Origin of the sequence: Pseudonocardia petroleophila, from assembly GCF_014235185.1 — a bacterium.
GTDB lineage: Bacteria > Actinomycetota > Actinomycetes > Mycobacteriales > Pseudonocardiaceae > Pseudonocardia > Pseudonocardia petroleophila.
In genome coordinates this window covers 5,803,015-5,827,327 of sequence record NZ_CP060131.1, presented here as the reverse complement: position 1 = coordinate 5,827,327, position 24,313 = coordinate 5,803,015, and the positions used below count along the sequence as shown (strand labels likewise).

The window sequence follows — 24,313 nt, the reverse complement described above, 5'->3', positions numbered from 1 at the left end:
AGCTGGGGTGGTACACCCGCTCCAACACTGCGAGATGTAATCGTCGATGACTGATGACTCCGGCTCCCGCTCCCGAGTGCCAATTCTGATGATAGAGATCGGGCTATTACTGGTGATCATCACCGGGGCGAGTCTGCCCAGCTCAGCCCGGCACCGACACCGCAGATCGGGGTGCCCATCTCCGAGCCAAGCGCTCTTGACAAGATGATCGACACCGCATTGCAGACTTTGCGGTGTAGACCCGAGGACGGCCCGCTGTGGGCGCGGTGACCCGTCGTACTACGGCTAGGTGCAGGGCGCGTTGGACCGTTCGTTGCAGATCGGCCCCATCGATAATGCCGAGGCGCTGATCGGTTTGGGTCAGCTGGCCAACGCCCGCCTCGACCCCGGATGCGAGAGGGCTGCTACCCGACCGCCGGGGCATCGCTGTGCACCTGGACCTCGTCGCCGACCTGGAGGTGGTCGAAGAACGCCGCCGCGTTGTCCCGTTCCATGCGGATACATCCTGCGGAGCTGGTCTGCAGGCTGCCTTCGTGGAACGCGATGCCGCCGGGGGCGAAGAACACCGAGTAGGGCATGGGCGTGCCGTATTCGCGGCTCACCCAGTCCTTGGCCTTCCATTCCACGGCGTATCGGCCGGGTGGTGTGGGGTCGAACTCGTCGCCGATGCTGATCGGGACCGGGCCGCGCAGGATCCGGCCGTCCTGGAACAGCCAGGCCTGCAGCCCGATCAGGTCCGCGCAGGCCCTGGCCGTCACGGTGCACGGGGTGCCCGGCACGAGCGGGGCTGGCACGGGAGGCCCGGGTATCGGCCCGGCGAGCGCTATGGAACCTGCCGACAGCAGCATCGCCACGACCAGCCCGATCATCGCAGCCCGACGGCGAACCCGGCTGAGCGTGCGCATGGAACTCCTCACTCCTGGTGTCAACCGATAACCCCCTGAAGTACATGAAGGTGATGGTCGAGAGGCCAAATGGGATATGGCGAATCTCACCGCGGCCCACAGCCGCGCCGGCTTGTCACTTGCCGGGCGGAGCGCGCCGTCACCGGCTGGTGGCTTCGGCGATAGCGTCGGCTCCGTGGCGGGCACCGTGCGGGACTGGATCCTCCCCCTCCGTCGACCACCCCCGTCGTCGTGGACCCGCGGCGCCGGCGGCTGATCCTCGTCGAGTTGCTCGTGGTGCTCACCGTCACCACCGGCCTGTCCGCGTTGCGCAGCGCACTCAGCCTCGTCGACGCGCTGCTGGCGCCGACACCGCTGGCACAGCAGCAGGTGGTGCTCAACGCTCCCGCCGCGGACGTCGAGCTGGTCGATCTGGCGCTGCAGCTGGTCCGGGTGCTGCAGCTGGTCGGCTGGGGTGCGCTCGGCGCCTACCTGCTGCTGCGGGCCGGTTTCACGCTGCGGTCGGTGGGTCTGGACGCCAGCCGTCCCGGGCGGGACCTGGGCGGGGCGATGGGGCTCGCCGCTCTGATCGGGGTCCCGGGTCTCGGGCTCTACCTGATCGCCCGGGCGTCCGGCCTGAGTGCGACGATCGCGCCGACGACGCTGGGCGATACCTGGTGGGAGCTGCCGCTGCTGGTCGCTTCGTCGGCGGCGAACGCGTGGGCCGAGGAGGTCGTCGAGGTCGGCTACCTGTTGACCCGGCTGCGCCAGCTCGGGTGGTCGGCCAACCGTGCCGCGTTGGCCTCGGCGTTCCTGCGCGGTTGCTACCACCTCTACCAGGGCGCGAGCGGGTTCTTCGGCAACCTGGTGATGGGTCTGGTCTTCGCGCGGGTCTGGCAGCGAACCAACCGGCTGTGGATGCTCGTCGGCGCCCACACGCTGATCAACGTTGTGGCGTTCCTGGGTTACGTCCTGCTGGCGGGGAGGGTCGGCTGGCTCTAGCCCGGCGCAGCGTGAATGCGGCCAGCCGGACGGTCAGCCCATCGACGAGGAATCCGCCGATGCCCCAGGGGCTGACGGGATCGGCTACGGGGTCACCGATGCCGAGGAGAGGCAGGATCAGCGGGATCGCGAACGCGCCCACTCCGATCACCCCGGTGACGGCGGCGGCGACCAGCAGTTCGGGGCGGGGCTCCACGATGAGCGCGGCCGCACCGACGAACGCTACCGCCGCGAGGGCGAACCCCGGTGCGGCGGCCGCGGCTGCGGCGCCGAGTGCGATCCACAGGTGCACCGCACCGGCGACGGCCCAGGTGGCGGCCACGACGGTGGCGCCGCCGCGGGGGACGGGGGGCATGGTCGACATCTCACTCCAGAGCTCGTATCAGGGGGCGGCGAGGTTGCTCCGCACGGCCTGCGCCACTTCGTCGGGGGTGCGTAGCACGACCGGGTCCACCCGCCGCAGCGACCCGTCGGCGCGCAGGACGTAGCTGGTCGGGATGGCGAGCGGGACCTCCAGGGCGGCCCACAACTCGCCGTCGGTGTCGACGACCGAGGGGTAGCGGGCACCGAGCTCGTCGAGCAGGCTCAATGCCGCCCCGGCGTCGTCGCGGACGTCGATGCCGACGACGGGTATCGCGTCGGGACGGTTCGCGTAGGCGTCCAGGGCCGGGATCTCCGCGCGGCACGGCCCACACCACGACGCCCACACGTTAAGCAGCGCGGGCCGCCCGGCCAGCGCGGCGGCCAGATCGACCTCGCCCGGACCGCCCAGGCAGGGCACGACGATGCCGGCCAGCAGCCCGGCGGACTGCAGCGTACCGGGCTGCGGCGTACCGGGCTGCGGCGTACCGGGCTGCGGCGTACCGGGCTGCGGCGTACCGGGCTGCGGCGTGCCGGGCTGCGGGGTGGGGCAGGGTCGCAGGTCCGCGGCGGCCCGTAGCGCGTCGACCTCGGGTCCGGCGGGAGCGGCCATCGTCCCCGCGCCGTCCACCGACCACGGAGTGGCCGAGCCGGCGGGCTGCGCATCGGGCCGGGGCCACAGCGCGAACACCCCCGCCACGGCCAGCACCACGACGACGAGCGTCGTGCGCAGCTCCGCGGACCGCAGCAGCGGGCGCATCAGCCGCCCCCGACCAACGGCGCACCCGGGGCGGGTTGGACCGGACCACCGGACTGGGTGCCGGGCCGACGGCCGGCGAGCACCGCGTCCAGCGCCCCGGCCAGCAACGGGAGGGTGGTCGCTCCGGTGATCTTGGAGACGATCGTGCCGCCGCGGTCGATGACGAACGTCTCGGGCACACCGAACAGGCCGAACTCCAGCGCCGCCCGGGAGCCGGTGTCGGTGACGTAGCGGTAGTTGTCGCCGCCGCGGCCCAGCTCGTCGAGGAACCCGGTCGCGCCCGAGATGGTGTCCTGATAGTCGATGCCGACGAAGACGACCCCGGCGTCGCGGAACTGTTCGGCCGCCCCGACCAGGGCGGCGTGTTCCTCCCGGCAGGCCACGCACCACGACGCCCAGAAGTTGACGACGACGACCTGCCCGCGCAGCTCCGCCAGCGCCAGCTCGCCCGGGCTATCCAGCAGGGGAAGGCTCAGCTCGGGCGCGGGGCGGCCGATCAGCGGGCTATCGACGAGCGTGGGGTCGGTGCCGAGCTGCGAGCCGAACACCGCGCCGATGCCGATCGCCACCAGTGCCACCAGCACGGCGGCGACGCGGAACAGGCGCCGCCGCCGGGACGGGGCCGGGGCCAGCAGGTCGTCGGTGCCGATCGGCTCGCTCATCCAGTGCCCGCCGCCCGTCGCTCGGCCTCCGCGGTGAGCTCATCGACCTGCGCGGCGATCTCGGGATCGAGCGTGCGGCCCTTGAGCACGAGCAGCGTGGTCAGCGCACCCGCCGGGTCGTCGAGACCGTCGAGCTGGATGTTGGCGCGGTACCAGAGGGCCTCGTCGAGGTTCGGGTCGATGGCCAGGGCCTGCTGCACAGAGGCCAGCGCGTCGTCGGGCTGGTCGATCTGGAACAGCAGCCAGCCGAGCCGGGCGAGCCCGGCGGCATTATCGGGTTCGCGGCGCAGCGCGTCGAGGTAGTGGCGCATCGCGGCCGCGTAGTCACCCTGCCCGACGTAGCGGTCGGCCAGCGCCAGCCGCATCCCCACGACGTCGGGGTTGGCCGCGACGACCTCCTCCAGCTGCTCGTCGGTGACGGGCGTGCTCGGGTCCAGCGGCGGTGCCGCGCCGCTGTCGCGGCCGACGTCGGTACCGATCTCGTTGCCGGTGACGAACCCGCCCACCGGGCGGTCGATCACCGACGCGGGCAGCAGGACGAGGGTCACCAGGACGGCGACGACGCCGACGATCGCATAGACGAGCACCCACCCGTGCGGGCGTAACGGCCGAGCGGGCTCCAGCTCGTCCTGGCCGGGCACCGGCGTCCGGGCGTCCAGAGCGGACAGGGCGCGGGCCGCGGTCCCCTCGTAGCGCCGGCGCAGCGGTCGCGCATCGGCGTCGGTGATCTCGCCCGCGGCGACCTGCTCGTCGAGCTCCACGATGTCGCGCACGGCCTGGTCGGCCAGCTGGCGTAGCTGCGGCTCACGGATACTCACGGCTGGTCCTCCCGCTGGGTGGTCGCCAGGCGGGCACGGGTCACCGCGGCATCGACGCGGGCCCGGTCCGGCTCGTACAGGTCAAGCCCGGCGCCGGCGTGCGGACGTGCGCGGGCCCGCGCCGCCACCAGCACCGCGCCCAGCACCGCGGCGACCGGCGGCACCAGCCACAGCGCGAGCGTGACGCCCCGCGTCGGCGGGTCGAGCAGTACCCAGTCGCCGTAGCGGGCCCGGAAGAACGCGACGATCTCCTCGTCACTGCGGCCCTGCGCCACCTGCTCGGCGACGACCTGCCGCATAGCGACCGCCTGCTCCGAGGGGGAGTCGGCGATCGACACACTTTGACAGACCGGGCACCGCAGGCTCTCCGCCAGATCCTGGGCCCGGTCGGGTGCCGGCCGGGCCGAGGTGAGCAACGCGACCACCGTGACCGTGAACAGCGCGAAGATCAGGACGGCGAGGACGACGGACGTGCGGGTGCGCGCTCCCGGGTCAGACACCGCTGCCCACCTCCGACCGGGGCTCCTCGCGCGACTCCAGCGCCGGGTCGGGACGGCGTCGCCGCCCGCCGAGGGCCCAGAAGCCACCGGCCGCGACCAGCGCGCCGGCGACCCACAGCCACACCATGAACGGGTAGCGGAACAGGTTGAGCGTCACCTGCTCGGGACTCAGCGCGCCGAGCGCGACGTAGATGTCCTGCGCCGGGGTGGACCAGACCGACGGGTTGCCGACGGCCTGGGGCCGCCCGGGGAAGGAGTTGAGTCGCGGTTCCGCGACCCGGACCACCTCGCCCCCCGAACGCAGCACGATGTGCGCGTCGGTGACCAACCGGTCGGGCTGCTGATGTTGCTCGCTGACCTCGAAGGTCACCGAGTACCCGGCGAACTCGACGGACTCGCCGCGGTCCAAGGTGATCGTCGCGCGTTCGGCGAGCCCGCCGGACACCGCGATCACCACGGCCGTCAGCGCGACCCCCAGGTGCGCCAGCTGCCCGCCCCAGTAGCCGCGCTGCCCGCGGACCAACCGCAGCAACCCGGCCGGGGTCCGCACGGGTGCGGTGACCAGCAGCTGACGCACCGTGGACGCGGCGATCCCGGCGGCGATACCGACGATCCCGACCACCCCGGGGGAACGGACGCCGACAGCCACGACGACCGCCGACGCCGCCGCCGCGGCCAGCAGCGGGAACCGCAGCCGCTCCCACAGCACCGCCATGGTCGCCTGCCGGTACGGGGTGACCGGGCCGACACCCATCGCGAGCAGCAGCGCGAAACCCAACGGCACCGCCATCCGGTCGAAGAACGGCCGCCCGACCGACACCTGCTGCCCGGTCAGGGCCTCGACGAGGATCGGGTAGGTGGTACCGAGCAGCACGACGAAGGCGAACAGGCTCAGCAGCAGGTTGTTGACCAGGAACATGCCTTCGCGGCTGGCCAGCGACTCCGGCCGCGACAACGACGCGACGCGCTCGGCGCGCAGCACGATCAGGGTAAACCCGAAGACGACGACGACGCCGAAGAACGCCAGCAGCGCCGGTCCGATCGGGGACTGGCTGAAGCTGTGTACCGACACCACGACCGACGAGCGGGTGAGGAAGGTGCCCAGGATGGTCAGCGCGAACGTGGCGAGCACCAGTACGAAGTTCCAGGCCTGCAACATCCCGCGCCGGACCTGGACCACCGAGGAGTGGATGAACGCGGTGGCTACCAGCCACGGGATCAATGCGGCGTTCTCCACCGGGTCCCACGCCCAGTACCCGCCCCACCCGAGTACCTCGTAGGACCACCAGCCCCCGAGCACCAGCCCGCCGGTGAGGAAGCTCCAGGCCACCAGGTTGGCCCGCCGGGTCCGGCGCAGCCAGTCGACGCCGCCCTCGCGCACCAGCAGTGCCGACATCGCGAACGCGAACGGCACCGTGAACCCGACGTAGCCGAGGTAGAGCATCGGTGGGTGCAGGGCGATGAGGAAGTTATCGGCCAGGATCGGGTTGGGCCCGGGCCCGTCCGCGGGCGGGTTCGCGAGGATCTCGAACGGGTTCGCGGCCAGCAGGATCATCGCGAAAAAGAACGCCGCGACCAGACCCAGCAGGCCCAGCGCGCCGGTGCCGAGGCGGTCGGAGGTGTCCGGGACCCCGCGCGCGACCACCGCGGTGTAGCCGGTGAGCACCAGCGCCCACAGCACCAGGCTGCCGTCCAGCGCGGCCCAGGCGCTGGTGATGGTGAACAGCAGCGGGGTGGCCCGGGAGTGGGTCTCGGCCACGTAGGACACCGCGAAGTTGTCGGTCAACAGGGCCACCTCGAGCGCGGCCATGGCGAGCACCGCGCCGCCGAGCATGCACCACACGGCGGCCTGCAGCTGCCGGTGGCGTACGGCGTCGGGGTGCCGCTGGGCGCGCAGGCCGAGCACGCCGAGCACGATCGAGCCGGCGAGGCCGAGCATCGCGCCCGCCCACCCGGCCCCCGGGACCAGCGTCGTCGTCGAGAACAGCGTCGTCACGACGCTGGGTCCTCGGCGGGCTGGTAGTTCTCGTCGTGCTTGACCTTCATGGTGTCCGAGGTGAAAGTCCCCGCCCGCCAGGAACCCTCCAGGACGACCCCGATGTCGGAGCCGAACAGCTGCGCCGGCGCCCCTTCGAAGGTCACCGGGACCTCGACGCCCGCGGGCCCGATGTCGGAGGTGACGGTGAACGACACGCCCTGCGGGGTGGTCGCCACGCTGCCGTCGACGACGAGCCCGCCGAGCTGGAACCGGCGTCCGTCCGGGTAGTCCGCCTGCTGGGCGAGCGCCTCGTCCGGGGTGAGGTAGTACACCAGGTTGCGGTTGAGATTGCCGAACATGAGCATCCCGACCAGCACCGCTGCCGCGCCCAGCGCGACGAGCGCGAGCAGCTTGTAGCGGCCGACGACCCCGCGCGCGGCGGTGCGGGCGGCGGTCACCTCCGGCCCCCGGCACGACGCCGCAGGGCGGCGGACCGCCGCGCCAGCACCAGGAGGTAGCCGGTCACGGCCACCCCGGTCGTGCCGTAGCCAAGGATCACCCAGGCGCACTCAGACATCCGTCTTCTCCGATCGTGCGGTGGCGAGCTGCGGTGCGGACACGGCGGCCCCGGCCAGCGGGTGGGTGTCCTGGGCCGCGTCGAGCGCGTCCTCCGTGGCGGCCATCCGGGCGCGGGCCCGCACCATCAGGACGTAGAGCAGGGTGAACACCACGGCGTTCCCGAGTAGCACGAGCAGCATCGAGGGGTCCATGGTCGGGCCGCCGGGCCGGATGACCGAGGGCGGCTGGTGCAGGGTCCGCCACCACACCACCGAGAAGTGCACGAGCGGCACCTGCGCGAACGCCACCACCCCGAACACCGCGGACCGCTTGGCACGGTCGAGCGGGTCGGGGGTGGCCCGGCGCAGCGCCAGGTAGCCGAGGTAGATGAACAGCATCAGCGCTGTGGTGACCAGCCGCGCATCCCAGGTCCACCACACCCCCCAGGTCGGGCGGCCCCAGATCGAGCCCAGCGCGATGGCCAGCGCGGTGAAGAACACCCCGACCTCGGCACTGGCCGCGGCCAGCCGGTCCATCCCCGGGCGGCGCCGCCACAGCCAGCCCAGGCTGGCGGCGAACGTGATCCCGTAGCTGAGGAAGGCCGTCCAGGCGGCGGGCACGTGCACGTACAGCAACCGCACCAGATCACCCTGGACGACGTCAGGCGGTGACAGCACCGCCGCGGTCACGCCGGCGGCGGCAGCGACGCCGACGACCAGCGGTAGCCGGCGACCGAACACCGGGCCGGGTGCAGTGGTCAGTGGTGTCATGCCAGGTCCTCCAGGTAGCGGGCGCACCACGCGGCCAGCAGCGCGGCGACGAGATCGACGGTGGTCACGAGCAGCAGCCACGGCCATGGCGACCGCCCGTAGCCGGTGGCCTGCAGGACCCCGGTGGCCCCGAGCAGCAGCGGCACCGCGATCGGTGCGACCAGCAGCGGGCCGAGCGTGGTCCGGCCGGCCAGGCCGACGGCGAGCGCGTCGGCGAGGGCGCCGAGCACCGCCAGCCCGGCGGCGACGAGCACGAACACCGGCAGCAGCCACGGCCAGCCGGTGAGGTCGGGGTCGTAGAGCAGCACCGCCACCGGCGCCAGCACCAGCTGGAACCCCAGCAGCAGCACCCCGTTGGCCAGCGCCCGCCCGGCCAGGCGCACCCGCGGGCTCACCCCGGCCAGCCGCAGCATGGCCAGTTGCGCGGGGCCGTCGACGGCGCTGGCGCGCATCGTCACCAGTACCCCGAACAGCAGCACCACCAGCCAGTACAGGGCCGGGCCCAGCTGGCGCAGCAGCGGGGTGTCGGTGCCGACGGCCAGCGGGGCGAGCAGCAGCGCGACCGCCCCGAACGGCGCGGTGACCAGCATCGCCTCCCCGGCGCGGCGTTCCAGTCGGAGGTCCTTGGCGGCCAGGGTCAGGCACTGGCCGAGCGGGGCCACGACGGTTGTGGTCACCGCGCCACCTCGGGAAGTGCCCGCCCATCAACGATCCGGACCAGCCGGTCGGTCAACCCGGCGAGCCGCTCCGGTTCGTGGGAGACCAGCACACATGTCCCACCGCGCGCCCGTACCTGCCCGACGAGGTGGTCGACCAGGTCGGCGGCACCGTGGTCCAGGCCCGCGTGCACCTCGTCGAGCAGCAGCAGCGACGGCTCGGTCAGCAGCACCCTGGCCAGGTCGGTGCGCCGCGCCATGCCCTGCGAGCAGCCCTCCGCGCGGCGTGCGGCGGCGCCGGCGAGCCCGACCGCGGCCAGCGCCCGGTCCGCGGCCTCGTCGCTGCGGCCGGTCAACCGGGCGACGAAGTGCAGATTCTCGGCCAGGGTGAGCTGCGGGTAGAGCGCCGGGAGATGGCCGACCATCGCGATCCGGGTGCGTACCTCCGGCACGCCGGGTCCGCCGAGTTCGTGGCCGAGGACCTCGGCCCGGCCGGCCGAGGGGACGGCCAGGGTCGCCAGCAGCCGCAGCAGCGTGGTCTTGCCCGATCCGTTGGCCCCGAGCACGCCGAGCACCGCACCGGCGGGCAGCCGCAGGTCGAGGTCGCGCAGCACCGGTGTTCGGCGGACGGTCACCGCCACGCCGTCCAGGCACACCGCCCAGCCGGATGGCCGACCGCCTGCCGCCGCGCCCGGGAGCGCGGCCCGTGCGGTGGAGAGTCCAGTAGGTGGCATGTCGTCCCCGGTTCGGCTCATCGCATGCGGCTTCATACTATGAGTGCTTCTACTATGAGGTGTAGAAGTTCCGTGCGTGCAACCGGGTCGGCATGCAATCAGGTCGACATCGGAGGGAGCGGCCGTGGAACTGTTCGCGCTGGTCTCGCTGGCCCTGGTGGCCGGGGCGGTGTCGTTCAGCTCCCCGTGCGTGCTGCCGCTGCTGCCCGGCTACGTGTCCTACGTGTCCGGTCTGTGCGGCGCACAGTCCGGTGGCGGTGCGCCTGCGAGCACGCTCGGCCTCGCGCAGCGGCGGCGCGTCCGGCTCGGCGCCGGGTTGTTCGTCGCCGGGTTCGCGACGGTGTTCACGGTGCTGGGCGCCACGGCGTCGGCTCTGGGGCTGCTGCTGCGGCAGAACCTCGACGTCGTCAACCTCGTCGGTGGTGCCGTCGTGGTCGTGCTGGGCCTGGCCATGACCGGTCTGCTGCGGATCCCGCTGCTCCAGCGCCAGGCCCGGTTCGAGCTGACCGCGATCGGCACCGGACCGGGGGGCGCGTTCCCGCTGGGTGCGGCGTTCGCGTTCGCCTGGACGCCGTGCGTCGGGCCGGTGCTCGCGTCCATCCTCACCGCGGCGGCGGGCTCGGCCGATCCGGGGCGTGGCGCGGTGCTGCTGCTGGCCTACGCCCTCGGGCTCGGGGTGCCGTTCCTGGTCCTGGCCGCGGGTGTGGCCCGGGGGCGGGACCGTTTCGGCTGGCTGCGCCGCCACGCCCGGCGGATCGAGATCGCCGGCGGGATCGGTCTGGCGGTCACCGGGGTGCTGATGATGACGGATGGCTGGACGCTGATCATGAGCCGGATGCTCGCGGTCTATGCACGGTTGCAATGGCCCCCGATCTAGGCGCGGCCCCCGACCCAACCCCCATCGTGGTGGGCGATTCGCCGCCGAGCTCGATCACCAACGCCCGCGCCCGAACCCGAGCAGGGCCCGCGCCCGCCGCGCCGCATCGGCCGCGATGAGCGCGGCGGCCCGCAACAAGGCAAGGCCGATCTCGACGAGGCCGTGTACGTCAAGGCCGAGTGCTCGCTGCGCGAGCACCCCGCCTCGGGCCGGTGGCTGCGCCAGACCCCGTCCGGGCGCCTGGTCCTGGACCGGGCGGAGATCACCGCCGAAGCCCAGTTGGACGGGAAGTACCTGCTGTCCACCTCGGACCCGAACCTGTCAGCCAAGGACGTCGCTCTGGGTTACACGAACCTGCTCGGAGCCGAGCGCGGGTTCCGCGACCTGAAGTCGACCATCCGAGCTGCGCCCGGTGTTCCACCGGATCGAGCGCCGCAGCCGCGCCCACGTCCGGCTCTGCTGGCTCGCGCTGCTGCTGACCGGGTCGCCGAGCGCCGCACCGGCCAGACCTGGCGCACCATCGCCCGCGAGCTGGGCCGGTTACACGCGAACACTCGGCGGCCGGCCGGGACCGTCGTCCAAACCACCGAACCGACGACCGCCAGTCGGGCATTCTCCCGGGCCTCGGACTCACCCCGCCGCCCCGGATCACCACCCTCGACCCCACCTGAGCAGCACGAACGCTCTCACCCAGCCTCCGGCCAGCCGTGGACACACGCCCTCAGTCTCAACCCGAGGCCGTTCCCAGGTCAGCTACAGGCTCGACTCGGGGCGGTACCAGGACGATCGGGCACTGCCCGGTCGCGGACGCCGCGACCGGGCAGCGCAGCCGATCAGACCTGCGTGAGCAGAGTTTCCATCTCGGTGATCTCGGCCCGCTGGGTGTCGATGATCGTCTGGGCCAGCTCGAGTGCGGCGGGGTCGGCGCCCTCGGCGAGCTCGACCTGCGCCATTCCCACCGCGCTTCGGTGGTGCTCGACCATCATCTCCAGGAACATGCGGTCGAAGGCGGCGGCGGTGGCCTGCTCCAGCCCCTGCATCTGCTCGGGCGTCATCATCCCGCCCATACCGCCGTCTTTCACCCCGCCCATGCCGTCCAGGTCACCTTCGGCGGGAACCTCTGCCCCCCACGCCTGAAGCCAACGAGTCATGGTCTCGATCTCCGGGCCCTGAGCGGCTCCGATCCGGGTCGATAGGTCGAGGACCTTGGGATTTTCGCTGCGACCTGCGGCGAGCTCGGCCATCTCGACGGCCTGCCGGTGGTGCGGGATCATGCCCTGCGCGAACGTGATGTCCGCCTCGTTCTGGGTGCCCTGCTTGACGGCCGAGGACGACCCGGAGCCGGTGGCGCCGGGGGCGGCGGTGTCCGCGCCGGACGCGCAACCGGCGAGGGCCAGTCCGGCGACGGCGGTGGCGACCAGCAGACGTGCGGCAGTGAAATTTCTGCTCATGGTGTGGTAGTTCCTCTCGAACGTGTCCGTGGGCGTGCGGTCAACCGAGTCGCTCGGTCGACCTCACGTCCGCAGCACGCACAGCAGCGCCAGCCTGGCCGGCGCCGACGGCGGTCGAGCCCGGGAAGCCGGCACCGGTCGGGACGCCCGCAGCGGTGGCCGAACGGTCGGTGTCACGCTCCACCGCCATCCCGACATCGCCGCGGTGATGACCACGACGCCGATCAGGATCGCCAGGCACATGTGTAACAGCCTGGTGTCGCTGTGGTCGGTCGGCACAGGGGTACGCGCTGGGGCACCCTGCATGTCATCGCGCTGCATGGCGGCGTCTGCGCCCGAAGTCGGGGCGTGCGTGGACCCAGCGTCGCTGACCGAGACGACCGTCTGGTGAGTGCCCGACAAACCAGCGGACAGGTGATGCATGGCGATCAGCCCCGCAAGCAGACCGATCACCAGCACGGCGAGCATCACCGCCCGCCGGCGGCTCTCCTGCGCTGACCGCAACATCAACTTCCACGATATACGCGGCACCGACGTTCGCGCTTGTTCGCGGTGGGGCTTCCGCTTACACCATCGGTGAGGCCTCGGCGCGGGCTGGGCATCAGCACGTACCCATGGTGAACCCGGTCATGAGGGGGAGACCGGTGGGTGTCCTTCGGCGCGGTGCTCGACCCCGTGTGCTCGCCGACCCCTGGGCTGGGCGGTGACCGGGGGGCCCGATCCAATGGGTACCGGGATGCCGCGGTCGGCGGCCCAGAACATCGTGTCGACGGCGAGCTGCTGCCAGTCGACGGCCTCGGTCTTGGCGCTCACCGAGCGGGTGGTGGGGTCGGCGGTCTCCATGTGACTGATCAGCTCGGGATCGGCGCCGAGCTGCACCCGCCGCCGGGACGGGCGGCGCAGCGAGCGCAGGCCGATCACCGTCCGCGCGAGGCCGCGGGGGATCGCGCGTAGGGCGGACGTGGTGCCGTCGGGGAGCAGGTCGGTGACCCCGAACGGCAGGTAGCCCTGGTAGGTCAGGCACGTGGCGGTGTCCCAGGCGCCCCCGATGAACGGCATCAAGCGCAGGAGGGCGGCGTCCTCGCGCAGGATGCGGCTGCGCACCGCGAACGTGCTCGTGGTGGCGTAGGCGCGGTACCAGGTGGCGGCGCCGGCCGTGCGGGCCTCGGGATCGAGCACGGCTCCGGGCTCCGGGCGCCGGGTCGGGCGCCGGCCCGGGGCCGACGGATCGAGCGCGTCGGAGCCGTAGAGGGAGAAGTAGTGGGCACACGGGAACGACGACGCCGCGGCCAGCAGGGAGGTAAAGGCGTGCGGCGAGTACAGGTAGTCGTCCTCGGCGAACCAGACGAGGTCGTCGGTGTCGGTGGCCAGCGCGGCCTGGCGGGCCACGGCGACGCGGAAGGTCGTCCGGTTGCTGCCGCCATCGATCGCGCGCACCGTGCCGTGCGCCTCCATCAGGGCAAGCCGGTCACCGGGGATGTCACCGTCGTTGAGGAACACGATCTCCGGCGGGACGGGCAGGGCCGCGGCGGCCCGCAGCAGCGACACGAGTGCCAGCGTCTTGCTGTAGTACGTCGGCCGGGGCTTGGTGTTCTCCGCTTCCGCGGACCGGTAGACGATGCGTAGAGGCGGGGCGGCCTTGTTACTGATCACGGATGCGCACTCCTCGGGCTGACGAACACCGACAACGCTAGCGATCGGCTGGCAATGACCCGGTGCGTGCCAGGCAAAAGAATGGCAAACCCCGTCGGACGCGGTGGCCGAGCCTGACACCTGCAGATCCGGACGGAGGAGTTCCTCGGCGGCGGGACCGCGCACGCCGGGGCAGTACCTTCACGGCCGTCGTTCCGCGTGGCGGAGATCCACGACTGCAGCACACGCAGCGCCGTGGCGGAGGTCGCTCGATGCCGGCCCGGCGCCGGGCCGGGCCCAGCCGCGCGACGTCCCGTCCGGTCAGCAGGGCGGGGTCGGTAGGGCGCGTCGACGCGGGCGACACCGGCCGGGTCGAGCAGCCGCCGTGCCGCCGTGCAGAACAGCGGGAACTTGACATCGGGTACCTCGAGGAACTCGCCATCCAGTGCCGCGGGGCCTGGCAGCAGCGCCAACGCCACGGCCGGCCAGTCGCCGGGCCGGCGCTGCCCGACCCGGTCTCGCCGAGAGCGGCGCGGTGCCCGACGTCGAGCCCGCCCTTGTACGCGACCAGCCACAACCTCGCGCTCGCGGCCGCGTGAGCTCGGCCAGCCACGCCACCGCGCCGGCGGGAGCAGGTGCACACGCAGCACAGACGGTTGTCAATCGACCGACCAAACATCTCTTGACCAGTGTTTTTAGATGGGGCTAACCTCCGGACATGATGGCGACTACGAACGATGGTCGTACTGGGCTTGGATGCTGCGCGATAACGCACACCGAAACCGTTGAGGATTACCTCAAGACCATCTTCGCGCTTGCTACCCGCGGCGACGCGGCGACGACCTCCATGGTGGCCGGCGAGCTGGGGGTCGCGGCGCCGACAGTGTCGGCGATGCTCAAGCGGCTACAGGCGCATGATCTGGTTCGCCGCTCAAGTGATCATCACATCCGGCTGACCGAGCACGGGGAGCGGCACGCGCTGGCGGTCGTGCGGCGGCACCGGCTGGTCGAGGTGTTCCTCGCCGAGGTCCTCGGCGTGCCGTGGGATGAGGTGCACGCCGAGGCCGAGATCCTCGAGCACGCCATCAGCGACCGGCTCGAGGCGCGGATCGACGCCTTGCTGGGGCATCCCACGCGCGATCCGCACGGTGATCCGATCCCGCCCGCGTCCGGGCCGCACGTGGAGGACTGGGCCAGCCCGTTGGCGACCGCGCCGGCGGGCAGCCGGTTCCGGGTGGAACGGGTCGGCGACCGCGATGGTCGGGTGCTGCGTCACCTCGCTGAGCTCGGTATCCGCCCGGGCGCTGTTCTGGTGGTGGGCGAGTGGGCGCCCTTCGGTGGGCCGTTGTGGATCGATATCGACGGGCGCCGACACCCCCTGGGTTCCGGGCTGGTCCAGGTTCTGCACGGAAGGACGGTGTGATGCCGAGGTCGTTGCGTTCCTCCCGGCGCCGGTTCTTGGGTGGCGCCGTGGCCGGGTCGGCGGGTCTCGCGCTCGGCGCGCGCGAGTTGTTGCAGGCCCCGAGTGCACACGCTGCCGGAGCCGAGCGGGGCGGCGCCGGTGCGAGCCACGGCGGCGGGGTCAACGGTCCGATGTTCGCGCAGGGCGCGACGGTGGACTACGAGGCGAACGGGTTCAACCCGACCGACATCCTGCGCGACTTCGACCTCGGCCGGACCTCGACGATGCCCGACGGGCGGACGTTGCGGGAGTGGTCGATCACCGCGGTGGACAAGGAGATCGAGGTCGCCCCGGGCGTGGTCTTCCCGGCCTGGACGCTCAACGGCCGCATCCCGGGGCCGACGCTGCGCTGCACCGAGGGCGACCGGCTACGCGTTCGGTTCGTCAACGCCTCCGAGCATCCGCACACCCTGCATTTCCACGGCATCCACCCGGCCGACATGGACGGTGTCCCGATGGTCGGCCGCGGGGTGATCTCCCCGGGTGAGGAGTTCGTCTACGAGTTCGACGCCGAACCGTTCGGGCTGCACCTGTTCCACTGCCACGTGGGCCCGCTGGCCGAGCACATCGCCCGCGGCATGTACGGCACGTTCATCATCGACCCGAAGCAGGGCCGCCCGCCGGCCGACGAGATGGTGATGGTGCAGCACGGCTACAACACCACCCTCGACGCCCAGGGCAACCAGCTCTACGCTGTCAACGGCATCCCGTTCGCCTACATGAACGAGCCGATCCGGGTTCGGGTGGGTGAGCTGGTGCGGGTCTACCTGGTGAACATCCTGGAGTACGACCCGATCAACAGCTTTCACCTGCACGGCAACTTCTTCAACTACTACCCGACCGGTACCAGCCTGACCCCCGCCGAGCTCACCGACACGATCATGCAGGCGCAGGGCCAGCGCGGCATCTGCGAGATGAGGTTCCCGACCGAGGGGATGTTCATGTTCCACGCGCACAAGAGCGAGTTCGCCGAGCTCGGCTGGATGGGCTTCTTCGAGGTGACCCCATGACCGAACGCACCGACTCGAAGACCGCCGGGCCGCAGGACCGCGAACCCGGCCCCCGGGACACCGAACAGGTCACCGCCGGACCCGCCGAGGCGGACGACGGCCCGCAGCCGCGACCCCACGATGGGAATGGAACGGCCGGCCGCGCGGTGCGGGTACCACTGTGGGTGCTCGGCGTGGCGGTCACGGCCGTGATCGGCCTCGTGCTGGGCCTGCTGGCCGTGTTCGGCGCCGGGACGCTGCCCGAGCGGGCCGGACCGCCCATCGAGGAGCTGGCCGTCGAGCGCACCGTGCTCTCGCCCGGCGTCATCGAGCTGACCGTGCGCAATATCGGGTCGGACCCGGTGCAGGTCAGCCAGGTGTTCGTCAACGACGCCTATGTCGGGTTCACCGGCGGCGGCGAGCCGCTGCAGCGGCTCAGCACCACCACGCTTGCGTTGGACTACCCGTGGTCGGACGGAACCCCCTATATCGTCTCGATGCTGACCTCGACCGGGCTGGTGATCGAACACGAGATTGCCGCCGCGGTCATCACCCCGCCCGCGGACGCGGACTTCTTCGGGCGGATGGTCCTGATCGGCACCTACATCGGCATCATCCCGGTGCTGCTGGGGATGCTGTTCCTCCCGGTGCTGCGCCAGGCGCGCGGTCGATCGGTCAAGATCCTGCTGGCGCTCAGCGTCGGCGTGCTGGCCTTCCTCGCCGTCGACGCCATCATCGAGGGGGCCGAGCTGGCCGCGAGCGGGGCCGTGTTCGGGGGCGTACTGCTGGTCGTCCTCGGCGCCGGGTTCGCCTACCTGGTGCTGATGGGTGTGGACCGTTGGCTGCGCTCCCGTACCGCGGCCGCCCGCCGGCACGACGCGGCGGGCGGGATGCGCCTGGCGCTGCTGATCGCCATCGGGATCGGGCTGCACAACATGGCCGAGGGCCTGGTGATCGGCTCGGCCTACGCCGTCGGCGAACTCGCTCTGGGCGCTGCGCTGATCATCGGGTTCGTCATCAACAACGTCACCGAGGGTGTCGCCATCGTCGCGCCGCTGGCCGACCGACGACCGGGATGGCTCGCGCTGCTCGGGCTCGGGCTCGTCGCCGGCGCCCCGGCCATCCTCGGCGCGGTGATCGGCGGAGCCGTGAACAACCCGGCCCTGGCCGCGGTGCTGTTCGGTCTCGGGGTCGGCGCCATCGCGCAGGTCGTCGTGCAGATCCTGCCCAGCCTGCGCGAACCGGGCACCCGCACGTTCGACGCCCGTGTCGTCGGGGGATTCGCGCTGGGGGTACTGCTCATGTACGCGACAAGCCTGTTCTCCGCGGCATAACCGCCGGGACACCGACCATGACCGGGACCTCCGCCGACCGAGCCACCGACTGCGCGGCAGGCCCGGCGGACGAGCACGACAGGCCGAGCCTCACCAGGCGAACCGCCCTGATCGGGATGTGCGCGACCGGTGCCACCGCGATGGCCGGATGCGCCACCGGCCGCGCCGAGATCACCGCCCCGGCACCCGGAACGCCGGTCGCATCGACGTCCGACATCCCCGTCGGCGGCGGGAACGTCTTCGCCGAGTACGACCTCGTCGTCACCCAACCCACGGCGGGAACGTTCGCAGCCTTCTCCGCGACCTGCACCCACCAGCGCTGCCTCGTCACGACCGTGGAAGACGGCACCATCAACTGCCCGTGCCACGGCAGCAGGTTCGCGATCACCGATGGCACCGTCAGCAACGGCCCAGCGACCCGCCCCCTACCCGCGAGGAAGATCACGATTACCGGGACGTCGATCAGAACCGCCTGAAAGGCCGGGCCGGAGTGCTACGGTGCGGCAGAGGCTGTGCCAGCCGAGCGACGCCGCCATCTGCATCTGGCCCGGAACAGGTTCTTCGCCCCGGTGCTCGTCACCGGCTGGCCCTCCTATGCCGACACCGTCGCCTCGCTGTTCATCGTCGCACTGAGCCTCCCCCGCTCGATCGCCCTGCTGTGGGAGGTGGGGCACGGAGGGCGCGCAGCGCGACGCCGACGTCCCGGCGGTCGAGGACCTGCTGCGCGCGGACGGTGCGCGGACGGCCTGTTGTTCTTCGGACCCGCCGTCATCGCCTTGGCTGTAAACCTTCCGGCGCATCGGGTTGACACCGCCAGCCGGATGGTCGGCGCGAACGCGCCCAGCGACCACGCCGGCGACGCCGCTGCCGGGTCCGCCACCGGGTTTACCGCCGGCCCCCAGCAGAGGGAGGAGCAGAGGCACGACGAACGCCACAACCACCACCCGCGCCCACCACGAGCACCGCGGGTCGAGCGGCAGCAACAAGCCGAGCGCGCCGAAGCCCGCGTCACCGGTAGAGGACCCGATGGGTGAACGAGGCTGCGGCTGCGGCGTGGTGCGCGTACTCCATTCGCCGCGGGCGGCAGACTCCCGGCTGGCTGCCGCCCGTCGCCCGGAGGAGGGAATCTGTGAGGACCGTGCTGGTCGCGGTGTCCACCACCGCCGCCCTGCTCCTCACGGCCCCGGGCGCGTGGGCGCAGCCCGAGCCTCCCCCGAACCCGTCGGATCAGGAGCTCGCGGCGGGCCGGGAGGCGGTGGTCGAGCAGGCGGCGGAGCTGGGACGGCTGTCGCTGCTCGTCGCCGATCTCGACCGCCGGGCGGGCGAGACGCGCACGGCGCTGCAGGACCGCCGCGAGCGGGCCTTCGCGCGGCTCACCGAGGCGCAGGAGGCTGCGGCCGGCGCCGCCGCGGCTGCCGGCCGCGTGGCCGGTGCCCGGGTCGCGACCGGCGCCGCCGGGTCGGCGATCGAGGAGGCGCAGCAGCGGCTCGACGTGTTCGTCGCCGCCACCTACCAGCAGACGATCGACCTCGGACCGCTCGGGCTGCTGACCGATTCGATCACGCCTGAGGACCTCATCGCGCGGGCCGAGTTCGGGAACGTCGTCGCGGCCGAGCAGGCCCGGGCCATGGACGCGTTGGGCCGGGCGTTCGTGGAGCAGGTCAACGCGGAGTCGACCCTGCGGGCCGCGGCGGACGAGGCACGGGTTCTCAGCGAGGAGGCCGAGCGCGCCCGGGTCGCGGCCGACGCCGCGGTCGAGGAGGCGCGCGCCGCCGTCGGCGAGGAGGAGACGCGCCTGCGTGAACTCGACGCGGAGCGGGCCGCGGTCGACGCCGACCTCCAGCGGGTGCAGACCGCCGACCAGCGGCTGCGTGGGCAGCGCGCGGAGTACCAGTCATACCGCGAGAAGGCGGACCGCGCGGCGGAGCAGGAGCGGCAGCGCGCCGCGCAGGCGGCGACCGCCGGGGACTCGGCGGCAGGTCCGCCCCGCGCGGCCGACCTCGGGCCGGAGTACGCCTGCCGGGCGGGTGTTCCCCGCTGGGGACCGGTGAAGCGCTGGGTGTCCGACGCGGGCCAACTGCTGCGCTGCCGCTTCGGCATCGCCTCGGTGGGCGGGGTGGGGCCCCGCGGCCGGGTGTCGGACCACCCGGTCGGGCTGGCTCTCGACTTCTTCGTCGACCGGACCACCGGGGACGCACTGGCCGAATGCGCCCTGCGCAACCGCGGCCCGCTCGCGGTCAAGTACGTCATCTTCCGGCAGCGCATCAACAGCGGCACCGGATGGCGGCAGATGGAAGACCGCGGCTCGCCGGTGGAGAACCACATGGAGCATGTGCACATTTCCTTCGACCCGGCGCCAGGCGGGTCGATCGCGTCGGTGCGGTGCTGACCGGACCCGGTGCCCTCACTCCGCGGGGACGTCGAGCATCACGGCGACGAACACCCGGACCCGGTGACGAGAAAGAAGGCGTCGCCCCGGCTGCGGCCCTGGTCGTGCGCCACCGGCTCCAGCTCCTCGATCGCAGGCTGAGCAGAGCACCTACGGTGAACGCGCGGACGACACTGGCGGCAGGTCCGGGGCCGACCGCAGCACCACCACATAGCCGAGCACGGCAGTGCCCACCTGGGCGATCACCTCACCTGCCGACACCTACCGTTGTGTCCTACGCAGAGGGGTTGTCGGCGTCAGCTGCCGTCGGGGGCGGGTTGGTCACCGGCTGGAACCGGCCGGTGTCGCGGTCCAGGACGAGGACCTGGGCGCTGGGGATGTCGAAGAACAGGCCCATGAGCTCGGCGCGGGCTCCGTGGCGGCGCAGCTGGTCGAGCTGCAGTGCGACGTTGACCATGGCGAGGGCGTCGACCTCGCTGCGGCCAGCGGCGCGGGCGGCGCGGCCGACGGGATGCCCGGCGCGCAGGGCGTGCAGGCTCGGGGCGCCGCTGCGCAGCCACTGGTCCAGGGGTCCCCGCGGGGCCCGGCCGGTGGCGGTGAGCAGCCCGCGCATCGCGCCGCACCCGGAGTGCCCGCACACGGCGATGAGCGGCACCCGCAGCTCGGTCAGGGCGTACTGGACGGCCGCGTGGGTGGCGGTGCCGGCGACGAGGTTGCCAACGTTCTGCACGGTGAACAGGTCACCCGGCCCGCTGTGCGTGATCACGTTCGGGACGACGCGGGAGTCGGCGCAGGTCAGCAACAGCCCGGCGGGGGTCTGCCCGCTCGCGAGGCGGTGCAGCGTCGGCTGGATGAGCCCGGCGGTGTGCGCCTGGTACGCCGCGACGCCGGCGAGCATCGGCGCGGACGGCGAGCCGTCGACCCGCGCGACCTCCTCGGGGTCCGGCCCGTGGGTGCGCCACTGCGACCAGGTGGCGGACCGGGGGCGGGGGCGGTCGGCGGCGGGGTGGCCGGGCTCGCGCATGTCGACCTCGGCGCCGGTGGCGCGGTGTGTGCGGGTCCAGGTGTCGAGGTGGTCGGAGGCGGTGTGGTCGAGGTAGTCCACGGGCAGGTCGATGCGGACCGGCTCGCCGGCGGGCACCTGGGCGAGCACCCGCGACAGCGCGGGCACCGACAGGAAGCTGAGCGTGCCGTCGACCACGATCCGGTGTTCGGCGCCGGTCGGGCCGGGTGGCTCGAGCCGGATCCGGGCGCGGACCGCGCGGCGCAGCATGATGATCCCGGCGACGGCGAGCCCGATCGCGACACCCTCGAGCAGGGTGAACAGGGTGACCCCGAGCGCGGTGGCCAGGTAGATGGGCAGCTCGCCGTGGCGGCGGGCGGTGCGCAGGTCGGCCGGTTTGATCAGCTGGGCGCCGACCACCACGAGCAGCCCGGCGAGCGCGGCGAGCGGAACCCGCTCCACGGCGCCGACCAGCGCGATCGCGAACACCGCGATCCACACCCCGTGCAGCACTGCGGAGGCCCGGGTGCGCGCGCCGGCGGCGACGTTGGCCGAGCTGCGCACGATCACCCCGGTGACCGGCAGCCCGCCCGCCAGCCCGGACAGCGTGTTCGCCGCTCCCTGGCCGAGCAGCTCCCGGTCGGGGTCGGCGCGGACACCGGGCCGCAGCCGGTGCACGGCCACCGCGGAGAGCAGGCTCTCCACGCTGGCGATCACCGCCACGGTCACCGCGCCGGCCCCGACCCCGACCCACTGGCCGCCTTCGGGTAGCACCGAGGGCACCGCGACCGCCTCTAGCAGGCCGCCGGGCAGGTCGACGCGCGGCACGTCCGGCCACCACACCGCCAGGGCCGTCGCGGTGCCCACCGCGATTAGCGGCCCGGGTACCACCCGCAGCCGCCGCGGCATCCGCGGCCACACCAGCACCACCGCGATGGTCACCAGCCCGACCAGCACGGCGTGGCCCTCCAACCCGGCCAGCTGCCCGGGCAGCTGCAGGACGCTGTCCACGGCGCCGGTGCGCGGCGCCCCGCCCAGCACGACGTGCAGCTGGGCCAGTGCGATCGTCGCCCCGATCCCGGCGAGCATCCCGTGCACCACCGCCGGCGGGATGGCCGTGGCGAACCGGGCCAGCCTGCTCACCCCGAACAACATCTGCAGCAGCCCGGCCAGCACGGTGATCAGACCGGTCAGCTCCCAGCCGAACCGGACGATGAGGTCCGCGACGACCACCGTCAACCCGGCCGCGGGCCCGCTGACCTGCAGCGGCGACCCGCCGAGTAGCCCCGCGACGATCCCCCCGACGACCGCGGCGATCAACCCGGCCATGATCGGCGCCCCGGAGGCCAGCGCGATGCCCAGTGACAACGGCACCGCGACCAGGAACACCACCAACGACGCACTCAGATCCGCGCGCAGCCTGCTCCAGCCCGGCAGGTCAGGTAGCGGCGAATCGGGCGGAGCCACAGGTGGGGCCACGGGTGGGGCCACGGGCGGGGCAGACGTCGAGGGCACGACAACCTCTCGGAACATGGGACAGGGGAGCGAAGCTCACTCGGCGCCAGGTGCGCCCGGCAGCACCACGGCAACGCCGGGTCGGGAAAGCCCGTTCCGGGCCCGCCACGGGCACCACGGCAACACGCCACATGTCAGTCACCGACAGTGACCGAACATGCGGGTACACGGCCCGGTGCCGGCGCCCCGGGGGCCCGACCGGTGATCATGATCACCGCGGGTGCAGCTGCCCGTGGCTGCGCCACAGTTTCGTGACCGATGAGGTGGACATGCGCGGGGATGGTGCGCGGGCCGAGGCACCCTCAGCTTGCGCTCAGGCCGTTCTCAGCCGCGGCTCCTACACTCGGCCGCGCTCCCCAGCGACCCAGTCGACGAAGGACGTGGCCGAGGTGGTCAGTGGTAGGAAGAGCAAACAGACCCGCCGGGGCATCGTGGCGGTGACCGGGCGGTCCCGGCCGTGGAGCACGATCGCCGGGACGCTGGTGGTGTTGCTGTTCGCCGTCGGCGTGTTCGGCTACGTCTTCGTGCTCGACCGGCAGGCGCAGAGCCGCGACGCGGCGTTGGCGGCGTTCACTCCGTCGGCGAGCAACCAGGACCCGGCGCAGCAGATCCCCGGGGTCACCGAGCAGCACGACCAGGCCGCCCAGCACGTGGCCCCCACCGACCAGGTCGCCTACACCCAGTTCCCGCCGACCGGCGGCGCTCACGACCAGTCCTGGGCGACCTGCACCGGGGTGGTCTATGACCAGCCGGTGCGCAGCGAGAACCTGGTGCACTCCATGGAGCACGGCGCGGCATGGATCGCCTATGACCCCGAGCAGATCAGCGGCGCCGCCCTCGACCAGCTCACCGCCCGGGTGCAGGACCAGCCCTACACCGCGCTGTCCCCCTACCCCGGGCTCGACCAGCCGATCTCGCTGCAGACCTGGGGGCATCAGCTCAAACTCGCCGACCCGGCCGACCCGCGGATCGACCAGTTCCTCGCCGCGCTGCGCACCAACCAGTACACCCACCCCGAGGTCGGTGCCACCTGTGAGGCGCTCGGGCCCGACCAGTTCGACCAGGACCAACCGCCCCCGTTCCAACCGGCCCCCCCGGTGGACGCGGTGGGCCAACCCGGCGTGCGCGCCGCGGACGAGACCTCCCCGGCCGCGCCCGGTGACGGCGCCGCCTCGATGCCCGGAACCGGCTCATGAGCGGCGCGGACATCCGGCACAGCGGGGACACCACGGACGCCGGTGGCCCACCGGCCGCGAACCCCCCCGACGATGGCGACGCCGATGGTGGCGACGCCGGCGGCGGTCGCGGGCCGGGCGGGCGGCCACGGTGGGCACGGGGACTGATCACGGCTTGCCTGGCCGCGGCGCTGCTGCTGCTCGGCGCGACCGGGGGGCTGCTGCTCGGGCGGCCCGGTGACGCCCCGGCGACGCCCGATCTGGAATCGGTCAGCGTCGGGTTCGCTCAGGACATGAGCGTGCACCACGGCAACGCCGTGCAGATGGCCGTCGGGGCGCGCGACCGCAGCACCGATCCCGCGATCCGCCAACTCGCCTACGACATCGAGTCCGGGCAGACCGCGCAGGTCGGGCAGATGCAGGGCTGGCTTTCGCTGTGGAACGCCCCCACCCGATCCACCAGCGGCTACATGCGGTGGATGCCGGACATGGTGACAGGCATGGGTATGGGTCACGCGAGCGACGGGCTGGCGGCCATGCCTGGGATGGCCTCAGCGGAGGACCTGGCCCGGCTGCGGAACAGCACCGGACCGGCCGGGGACGTGCTGTTCCTGCAGCTGATGCTGCGCCACCACGAGGGCGGTGCCGCGATGCTGCGCTACGCCGCCGACAACGCGGAGCTGCCCCAGGTTCGCAACCTCGCCGCGCAGATGCTCACCGCCCAGACCGCCGAGAGCCAGGCCATCCGACAGATGCTCGCCGAGCGCGGCGCCGCCCCACTTGGAGGCTAAGAGCAACACACCG

The 24,313-nt window shown here is 72.5% G+C and carries 25 protein-coding genes; 9 read left to right on the top strand and 16 right to left on the bottom strand.

Annotation, left to right across the window (positions count from 1 at the left end; translation table 11 throughout):
• Positions 1-404: 404 nt before the first annotated feature.
• Complete coding sequence (locus tag H6H00_RS28560) at positions 405-905, bottom strand: L,D-transpeptidase (protein WP_185718697.1); 501 nt, start codon at positions 903-905, stop codon at positions 405-407.
• 231 nt (positions 906-1,136) lie between these two features.
• Here H6H00_RS28560 and H6H00_RS28555 point away from each other — a divergent pair, with 231 nt between their 5' ends.
• Positions 1,137-1,886 (top strand): CPBP family intramembrane glutamic endopeptidase, encoded by a 750-nt coding sequence (locus tag H6H00_RS28555; RefSeq protein WP_255425416.1) that lies wholly within the window; start codon positions 1,137-1,139, stop codon positions 1,884-1,886.
• Here H6H00_RS28555 and H6H00_RS28550 read toward each other — a convergent pair.
• The 10 genes from H6H00_RS28550 to H6H00_RS28505 form a co-directional block, all read right to left on the bottom strand.
• Entirely contained in the window at positions 1,828-2,241 is a 414-nt protein-coding gene (locus H6H00_RS28550; protein WP_185718737.1) for a hypothetical protein, read from the bottom strand. The two genes, H6H00_RS28555 and H6H00_RS28550, sit on opposite strands and share 59 nt — an antisense overlap.
• A 27-nt stretch (positions 2,242-2,268) precedes the next feature.
• The gene (locus H6H00_RS28545) at positions 2,269-3,006 is read right to left on the bottom strand and encodes a TlpA family protein disulfide reductase (RefSeq protein ID WP_185718736.1); all 738 of its coding nucleotides are present in this window, start codon (positions 3,004-3,006) and stop codon (positions 2,269-2,271) included.
• Positions 3,006-3,668, bottom strand: coding sequence for a TlpA family protein disulfide reductase (locus H6H00_RS28540; protein WP_185718735.1), 663 nt, complete (start codon positions 3,666-3,668; stop codon positions 3,006-3,008). The genes H6H00_RS28545 and H6H00_RS28540 overlap by 1 nt, the downstream gene beginning before the upstream one ends.
• A complete protein-coding gene (locus H6H00_RS28535) occupies positions 3,665-4,486 on the bottom strand; it encodes a tetratricopeptide repeat protein (protein ID WP_185718734.1) in 822 nt (273 codons plus the stop codon). The genes H6H00_RS28540 and H6H00_RS28535 overlap by 4 nt, the downstream gene beginning before the upstream one ends.
• Positions 4,483-4,986 carry a cytochrome c-type biogenesis protein gene (locus H6H00_RS28530; RefSeq protein WP_221775698.1) on the bottom strand — a complete coding sequence of 168 codons (504 nt, stop codon included), beginning with the start codon at positions 4,984-4,986 and terminating at the stop codon, positions 4,483-4,485. The genes H6H00_RS28535 and H6H00_RS28530 overlap by 4 nt, the downstream gene beginning before the upstream one ends.
• Positions 4,979-6,982: a heme lyase CcmF/NrfE family subunit gene (locus tag H6H00_RS28525; RefSeq protein WP_255425415.1), complete on the bottom strand. Its 2,004-nt coding sequence runs from the start codon at positions 6,980-6,982 to the stop codon at positions 4,979-4,981. Before H6H00_RS28525 ends, H6H00_RS28530 begins: the two co-directional genes overlap by 8 nt.
• Entirely contained in the window at positions 6,979-7,422 is a 444-nt protein-coding gene (locus H6H00_RS28520; protein ID WP_185718733.1) for a cytochrome c maturation protein CcmE, read from the bottom strand. Before H6H00_RS28520 ends, H6H00_RS28525 begins: the two co-directional genes overlap by 4 nt.
• A gap of 111 nt (positions 7,423-7,533) precedes the next feature.
• Positions 7,534-8,292 carry a cytochrome c biogenesis protein CcsA gene (gene ccsA, locus H6H00_RS28515; protein WP_185718732.1) on the bottom strand — a complete coding sequence of 253 codons (759 nt, stop codon included), beginning with the start codon at positions 8,290-8,292 and terminating at the stop codon, positions 7,534-7,536.
• Positions 8,289-8,969 (bottom strand): heme exporter protein CcmB, encoded by a 681-nt coding sequence (locus tag H6H00_RS28510; protein WP_185718731.1) that lies wholly within the window; start codon positions 8,967-8,969, stop codon positions 8,289-8,291. The genes ccsA and H6H00_RS28510 overlap by 4 nt, the downstream gene beginning before the upstream one ends.
• Positions 8,966-9,703 (bottom strand): ABC transporter ATP-binding protein, encoded by a 738-nt coding sequence (locus H6H00_RS28505; RefSeq protein ID WP_255425414.1) that lies wholly within the window; start codon positions 9,701-9,703, stop codon positions 8,966-8,968. Before H6H00_RS28505 ends, H6H00_RS28510 begins: the two co-directional genes overlap by 4 nt.
• Positions 9,704-9,806: 103 nt before the next feature.
• Here H6H00_RS28505 and H6H00_RS28500 point away from each other — a divergent pair, with 103 nt between their 5' ends.
• Positions 9,807-10,559: a cytochrome c biogenesis CcdA family protein gene (locus tag H6H00_RS28500; protein ID WP_185718730.1), complete on the top strand. Its 753-nt coding sequence runs from the start codon at positions 9,807-9,809 to the stop codon at positions 10,557-10,559.
• A gap of 54 nt (positions 10,560-10,613) precedes the next feature.
• Here the strand turns inward: H6H00_RS28500 and H6H00_RS28495 are convergent, their stop codons facing one another.
• The 4 genes from H6H00_RS28495 to H6H00_RS28480 all read right to left on the bottom strand — a co-directional run bounded on the left by H6H00_RS28495 (position 10,614) and on the right by H6H00_RS28480 (position 13,663).
• Positions 10,614-10,757, bottom strand: coding sequence for a hypothetical protein (locus H6H00_RS28495; protein ID WP_185718729.1), 144 nt, complete (start codon positions 10,755-10,757; stop codon positions 10,614-10,616).
• 635 nt (positions 10,758-11,392) lie between these two features.
• The gene (locus tag H6H00_RS28490; protein WP_185718728.1) at positions 11,393-12,010 is read right to left on the bottom strand and encodes a DUF305 domain-containing protein; all 618 of its coding nucleotides are present in this window, start codon (positions 12,008-12,010) and stop codon (positions 11,393-11,395) included.
• Between the two features lie 63 nt (positions 12,011-12,073).
• The gene (locus tag H6H00_RS28485) at positions 12,074-12,517 is read right to left on the bottom strand and encodes a DUF6153 family protein (protein WP_185718727.1); all 444 of its coding nucleotides are present in this window, start codon (positions 12,515-12,517) and stop codon (positions 12,074-12,076) included.
• A gap of 120 nt (positions 12,518-12,637) precedes the next feature.
• On the bottom strand, positions 12,638-13,663 hold the full coding sequence (locus H6H00_RS28480) for a hypothetical protein (protein WP_185718726.1): 1,026 nt from the start codon (positions 13,661-13,663) through the stop codon (positions 12,638-12,640).
• 697 nt (positions 13,664-14,360) lie between these two features.
• On the opposite strand from H6H00_RS28480, the gene H6H00_RS28475 reads away from it, so the two are divergent.
• From H6H00_RS28475 to H6H00_RS28455, 5 genes are all read left to right on the top strand, one after another.
• Complete coding sequence (locus tag H6H00_RS28475) at positions 14,361-15,065, top strand: metal-dependent transcriptional regulator (RefSeq protein ID WP_221775697.1); 705 nt, start codon at positions 14,361-14,363, stop codon at positions 15,063-15,065.
• 47 nt (positions 15,066-15,112) lie between these two features.
• Positions 15,113-16,114 (top strand): multicopper oxidase domain-containing protein, encoded by a 1,002-nt coding sequence (locus H6H00_RS28470; RefSeq protein WP_221775696.1) that lies wholly within the window; start codon positions 15,113-15,115, stop codon positions 16,112-16,114.
• Positions 16,111-17,427 carry a ZIP family metal transporter gene (locus H6H00_RS28465; RefSeq protein WP_221775695.1) on the top strand — a complete coding sequence of 439 codons (1,317 nt, stop codon included), beginning with the start codon at positions 16,111-16,113 and terminating at the stop codon, positions 17,425-17,427. Before H6H00_RS28470 ends, H6H00_RS28465 begins: the two co-directional genes overlap by 4 nt.
• Positions 17,428-17,444: 17 nt before the next feature.
• Positions 17,445-17,903, top strand: coding sequence for a Rieske (2Fe-2S) protein (locus H6H00_RS28460; RefSeq protein ID WP_255425413.1), 459 nt, complete (start codon positions 17,445-17,447; stop codon positions 17,901-17,903).
• A gap of 653 nt (positions 17,904-18,556) precedes the next feature.
• Positions 18,557-19,816 carry a coiled-coil domain-containing protein gene (locus H6H00_RS28455; protein WP_185718724.1) on the top strand — a complete coding sequence of 420 codons (1,260 nt, stop codon included), beginning with the start codon at positions 18,557-18,559 and terminating at the stop codon, positions 19,814-19,816.
• Between the two features lie 274 nt (positions 19,817-20,090).
• Here the strand turns inward: H6H00_RS28455 and H6H00_RS28450 are convergent, their stop codons facing one another.
• Positions 20,091-22,286 (bottom strand): SulP family inorganic anion transporter, encoded by a 2,196-nt coding sequence (locus H6H00_RS28450; RefSeq protein WP_255425412.1) that lies wholly within the window; start codon positions 22,284-22,286, stop codon positions 20,091-20,093.
• 485 nt (positions 22,287-22,771) lie between these two features.
• Here H6H00_RS28450 and H6H00_RS28445 point away from each other — a divergent pair, with 485 nt between their 5' ends.
• Both H6H00_RS28445 and H6H00_RS28440 read left to right on the top strand, forming a co-directional pair.
• Positions 22,772-23,530, top strand: a complete 759-nt coding sequence (locus H6H00_RS28445) for a thioredoxin-like domain-containing protein (protein WP_185718722.1) — start codon at positions 22,772-22,774, stop codon at positions 23,528-23,530.
• The gene (locus H6H00_RS28440) at positions 23,527-24,300 is read left to right on the top strand and encodes a DUF305 domain-containing protein (RefSeq protein ID WP_185718721.1); all 774 of its coding nucleotides are present in this window, start codon (positions 23,527-23,529) and stop codon (positions 24,298-24,300) included. The genes H6H00_RS28445 and H6H00_RS28440 overlap by 4 nt, the downstream gene beginning before the upstream one ends.
• Positions 24,301-24,313 lie beyond the last annotated feature (13 nt).

Coding starts and splice junctions, on each gene's coding strand:
- H6H00_RS28560 (WP_185718697.1), bottom strand. CDS start 905: ATGCGCACGCTCAGCCGGGTTCGCCGTCGGGCTGCGATGATCGGGCTG.
- H6H00_RS28550 (WP_185718737.1), bottom strand. CDS start 2,241: ATGCCCCCCGTCCCCCGCGGCGGCGCCACCGTCGTGGCCGCCACCTGG.
- H6H00_RS28545 (WP_185718736.1), bottom strand. CDS start 3,006: ATGCGCCCGCTGCTGCGGTCCGCGGAGCTGCGCACGACGCTCGTCGTC.
- H6H00_RS28540 (WP_185718735.1), bottom strand. CDS start 3,668: ATGAGCGAGCCGATCGGCACCGACGACCTGCTGGCCCCGGCCCCGTCC.
- ccsA (WP_185718732.1), bottom strand. CDS start 8,292: ATGACACCACTGACCACTGCACCCGGCCCGGTGTTCGGTCGCCGGCTA.
- H6H00_RS28505 (WP_255425414.1), bottom strand. CDS start 9,703: ATGAGCCGAACCGGGGACGACATGCCACCTACTGGACTCTCCACCGCA.
- H6H00_RS28490 (WP_185718728.1), bottom strand. CDS start 12,010: ATGAGCAGAAATTTCACTGCCGCACGTCTGCTGGTCGCCACCGCCGTC.
- H6H00_RS28485 (WP_185718727.1), bottom strand. CDS start 12,517: ATGTTGCGGTCAGCGCAGGAGAGCCGCCGGCGGGCGGTGATGCTCGCC.
- H6H00_RS28475 (WP_221775697.1), top strand. CDS start 14,361: ATGATGGCGACTACGAACGATGGTCGTACTGGGCTTGGATGCTGCGCG.
- H6H00_RS28465 (WP_221775695.1), top strand. CDS start 16,111: ATGACCGAACGCACCGACTCGAAGACCGCCGGGCCGCAGGACCGCGAA.
- H6H00_RS28460 (WP_255425413.1), top strand. CDS start 17,445: ATGACCGGGACCTCCGCCGACCGAGCCACCGACTGCGCGGCAGGCCCG.
- H6H00_RS28440 (WP_185718721.1), top strand. CDS start 23,527: ATGAGCGGCGCGGACATCCGGCACAGCGGGGACACCACGGACGCCGGT.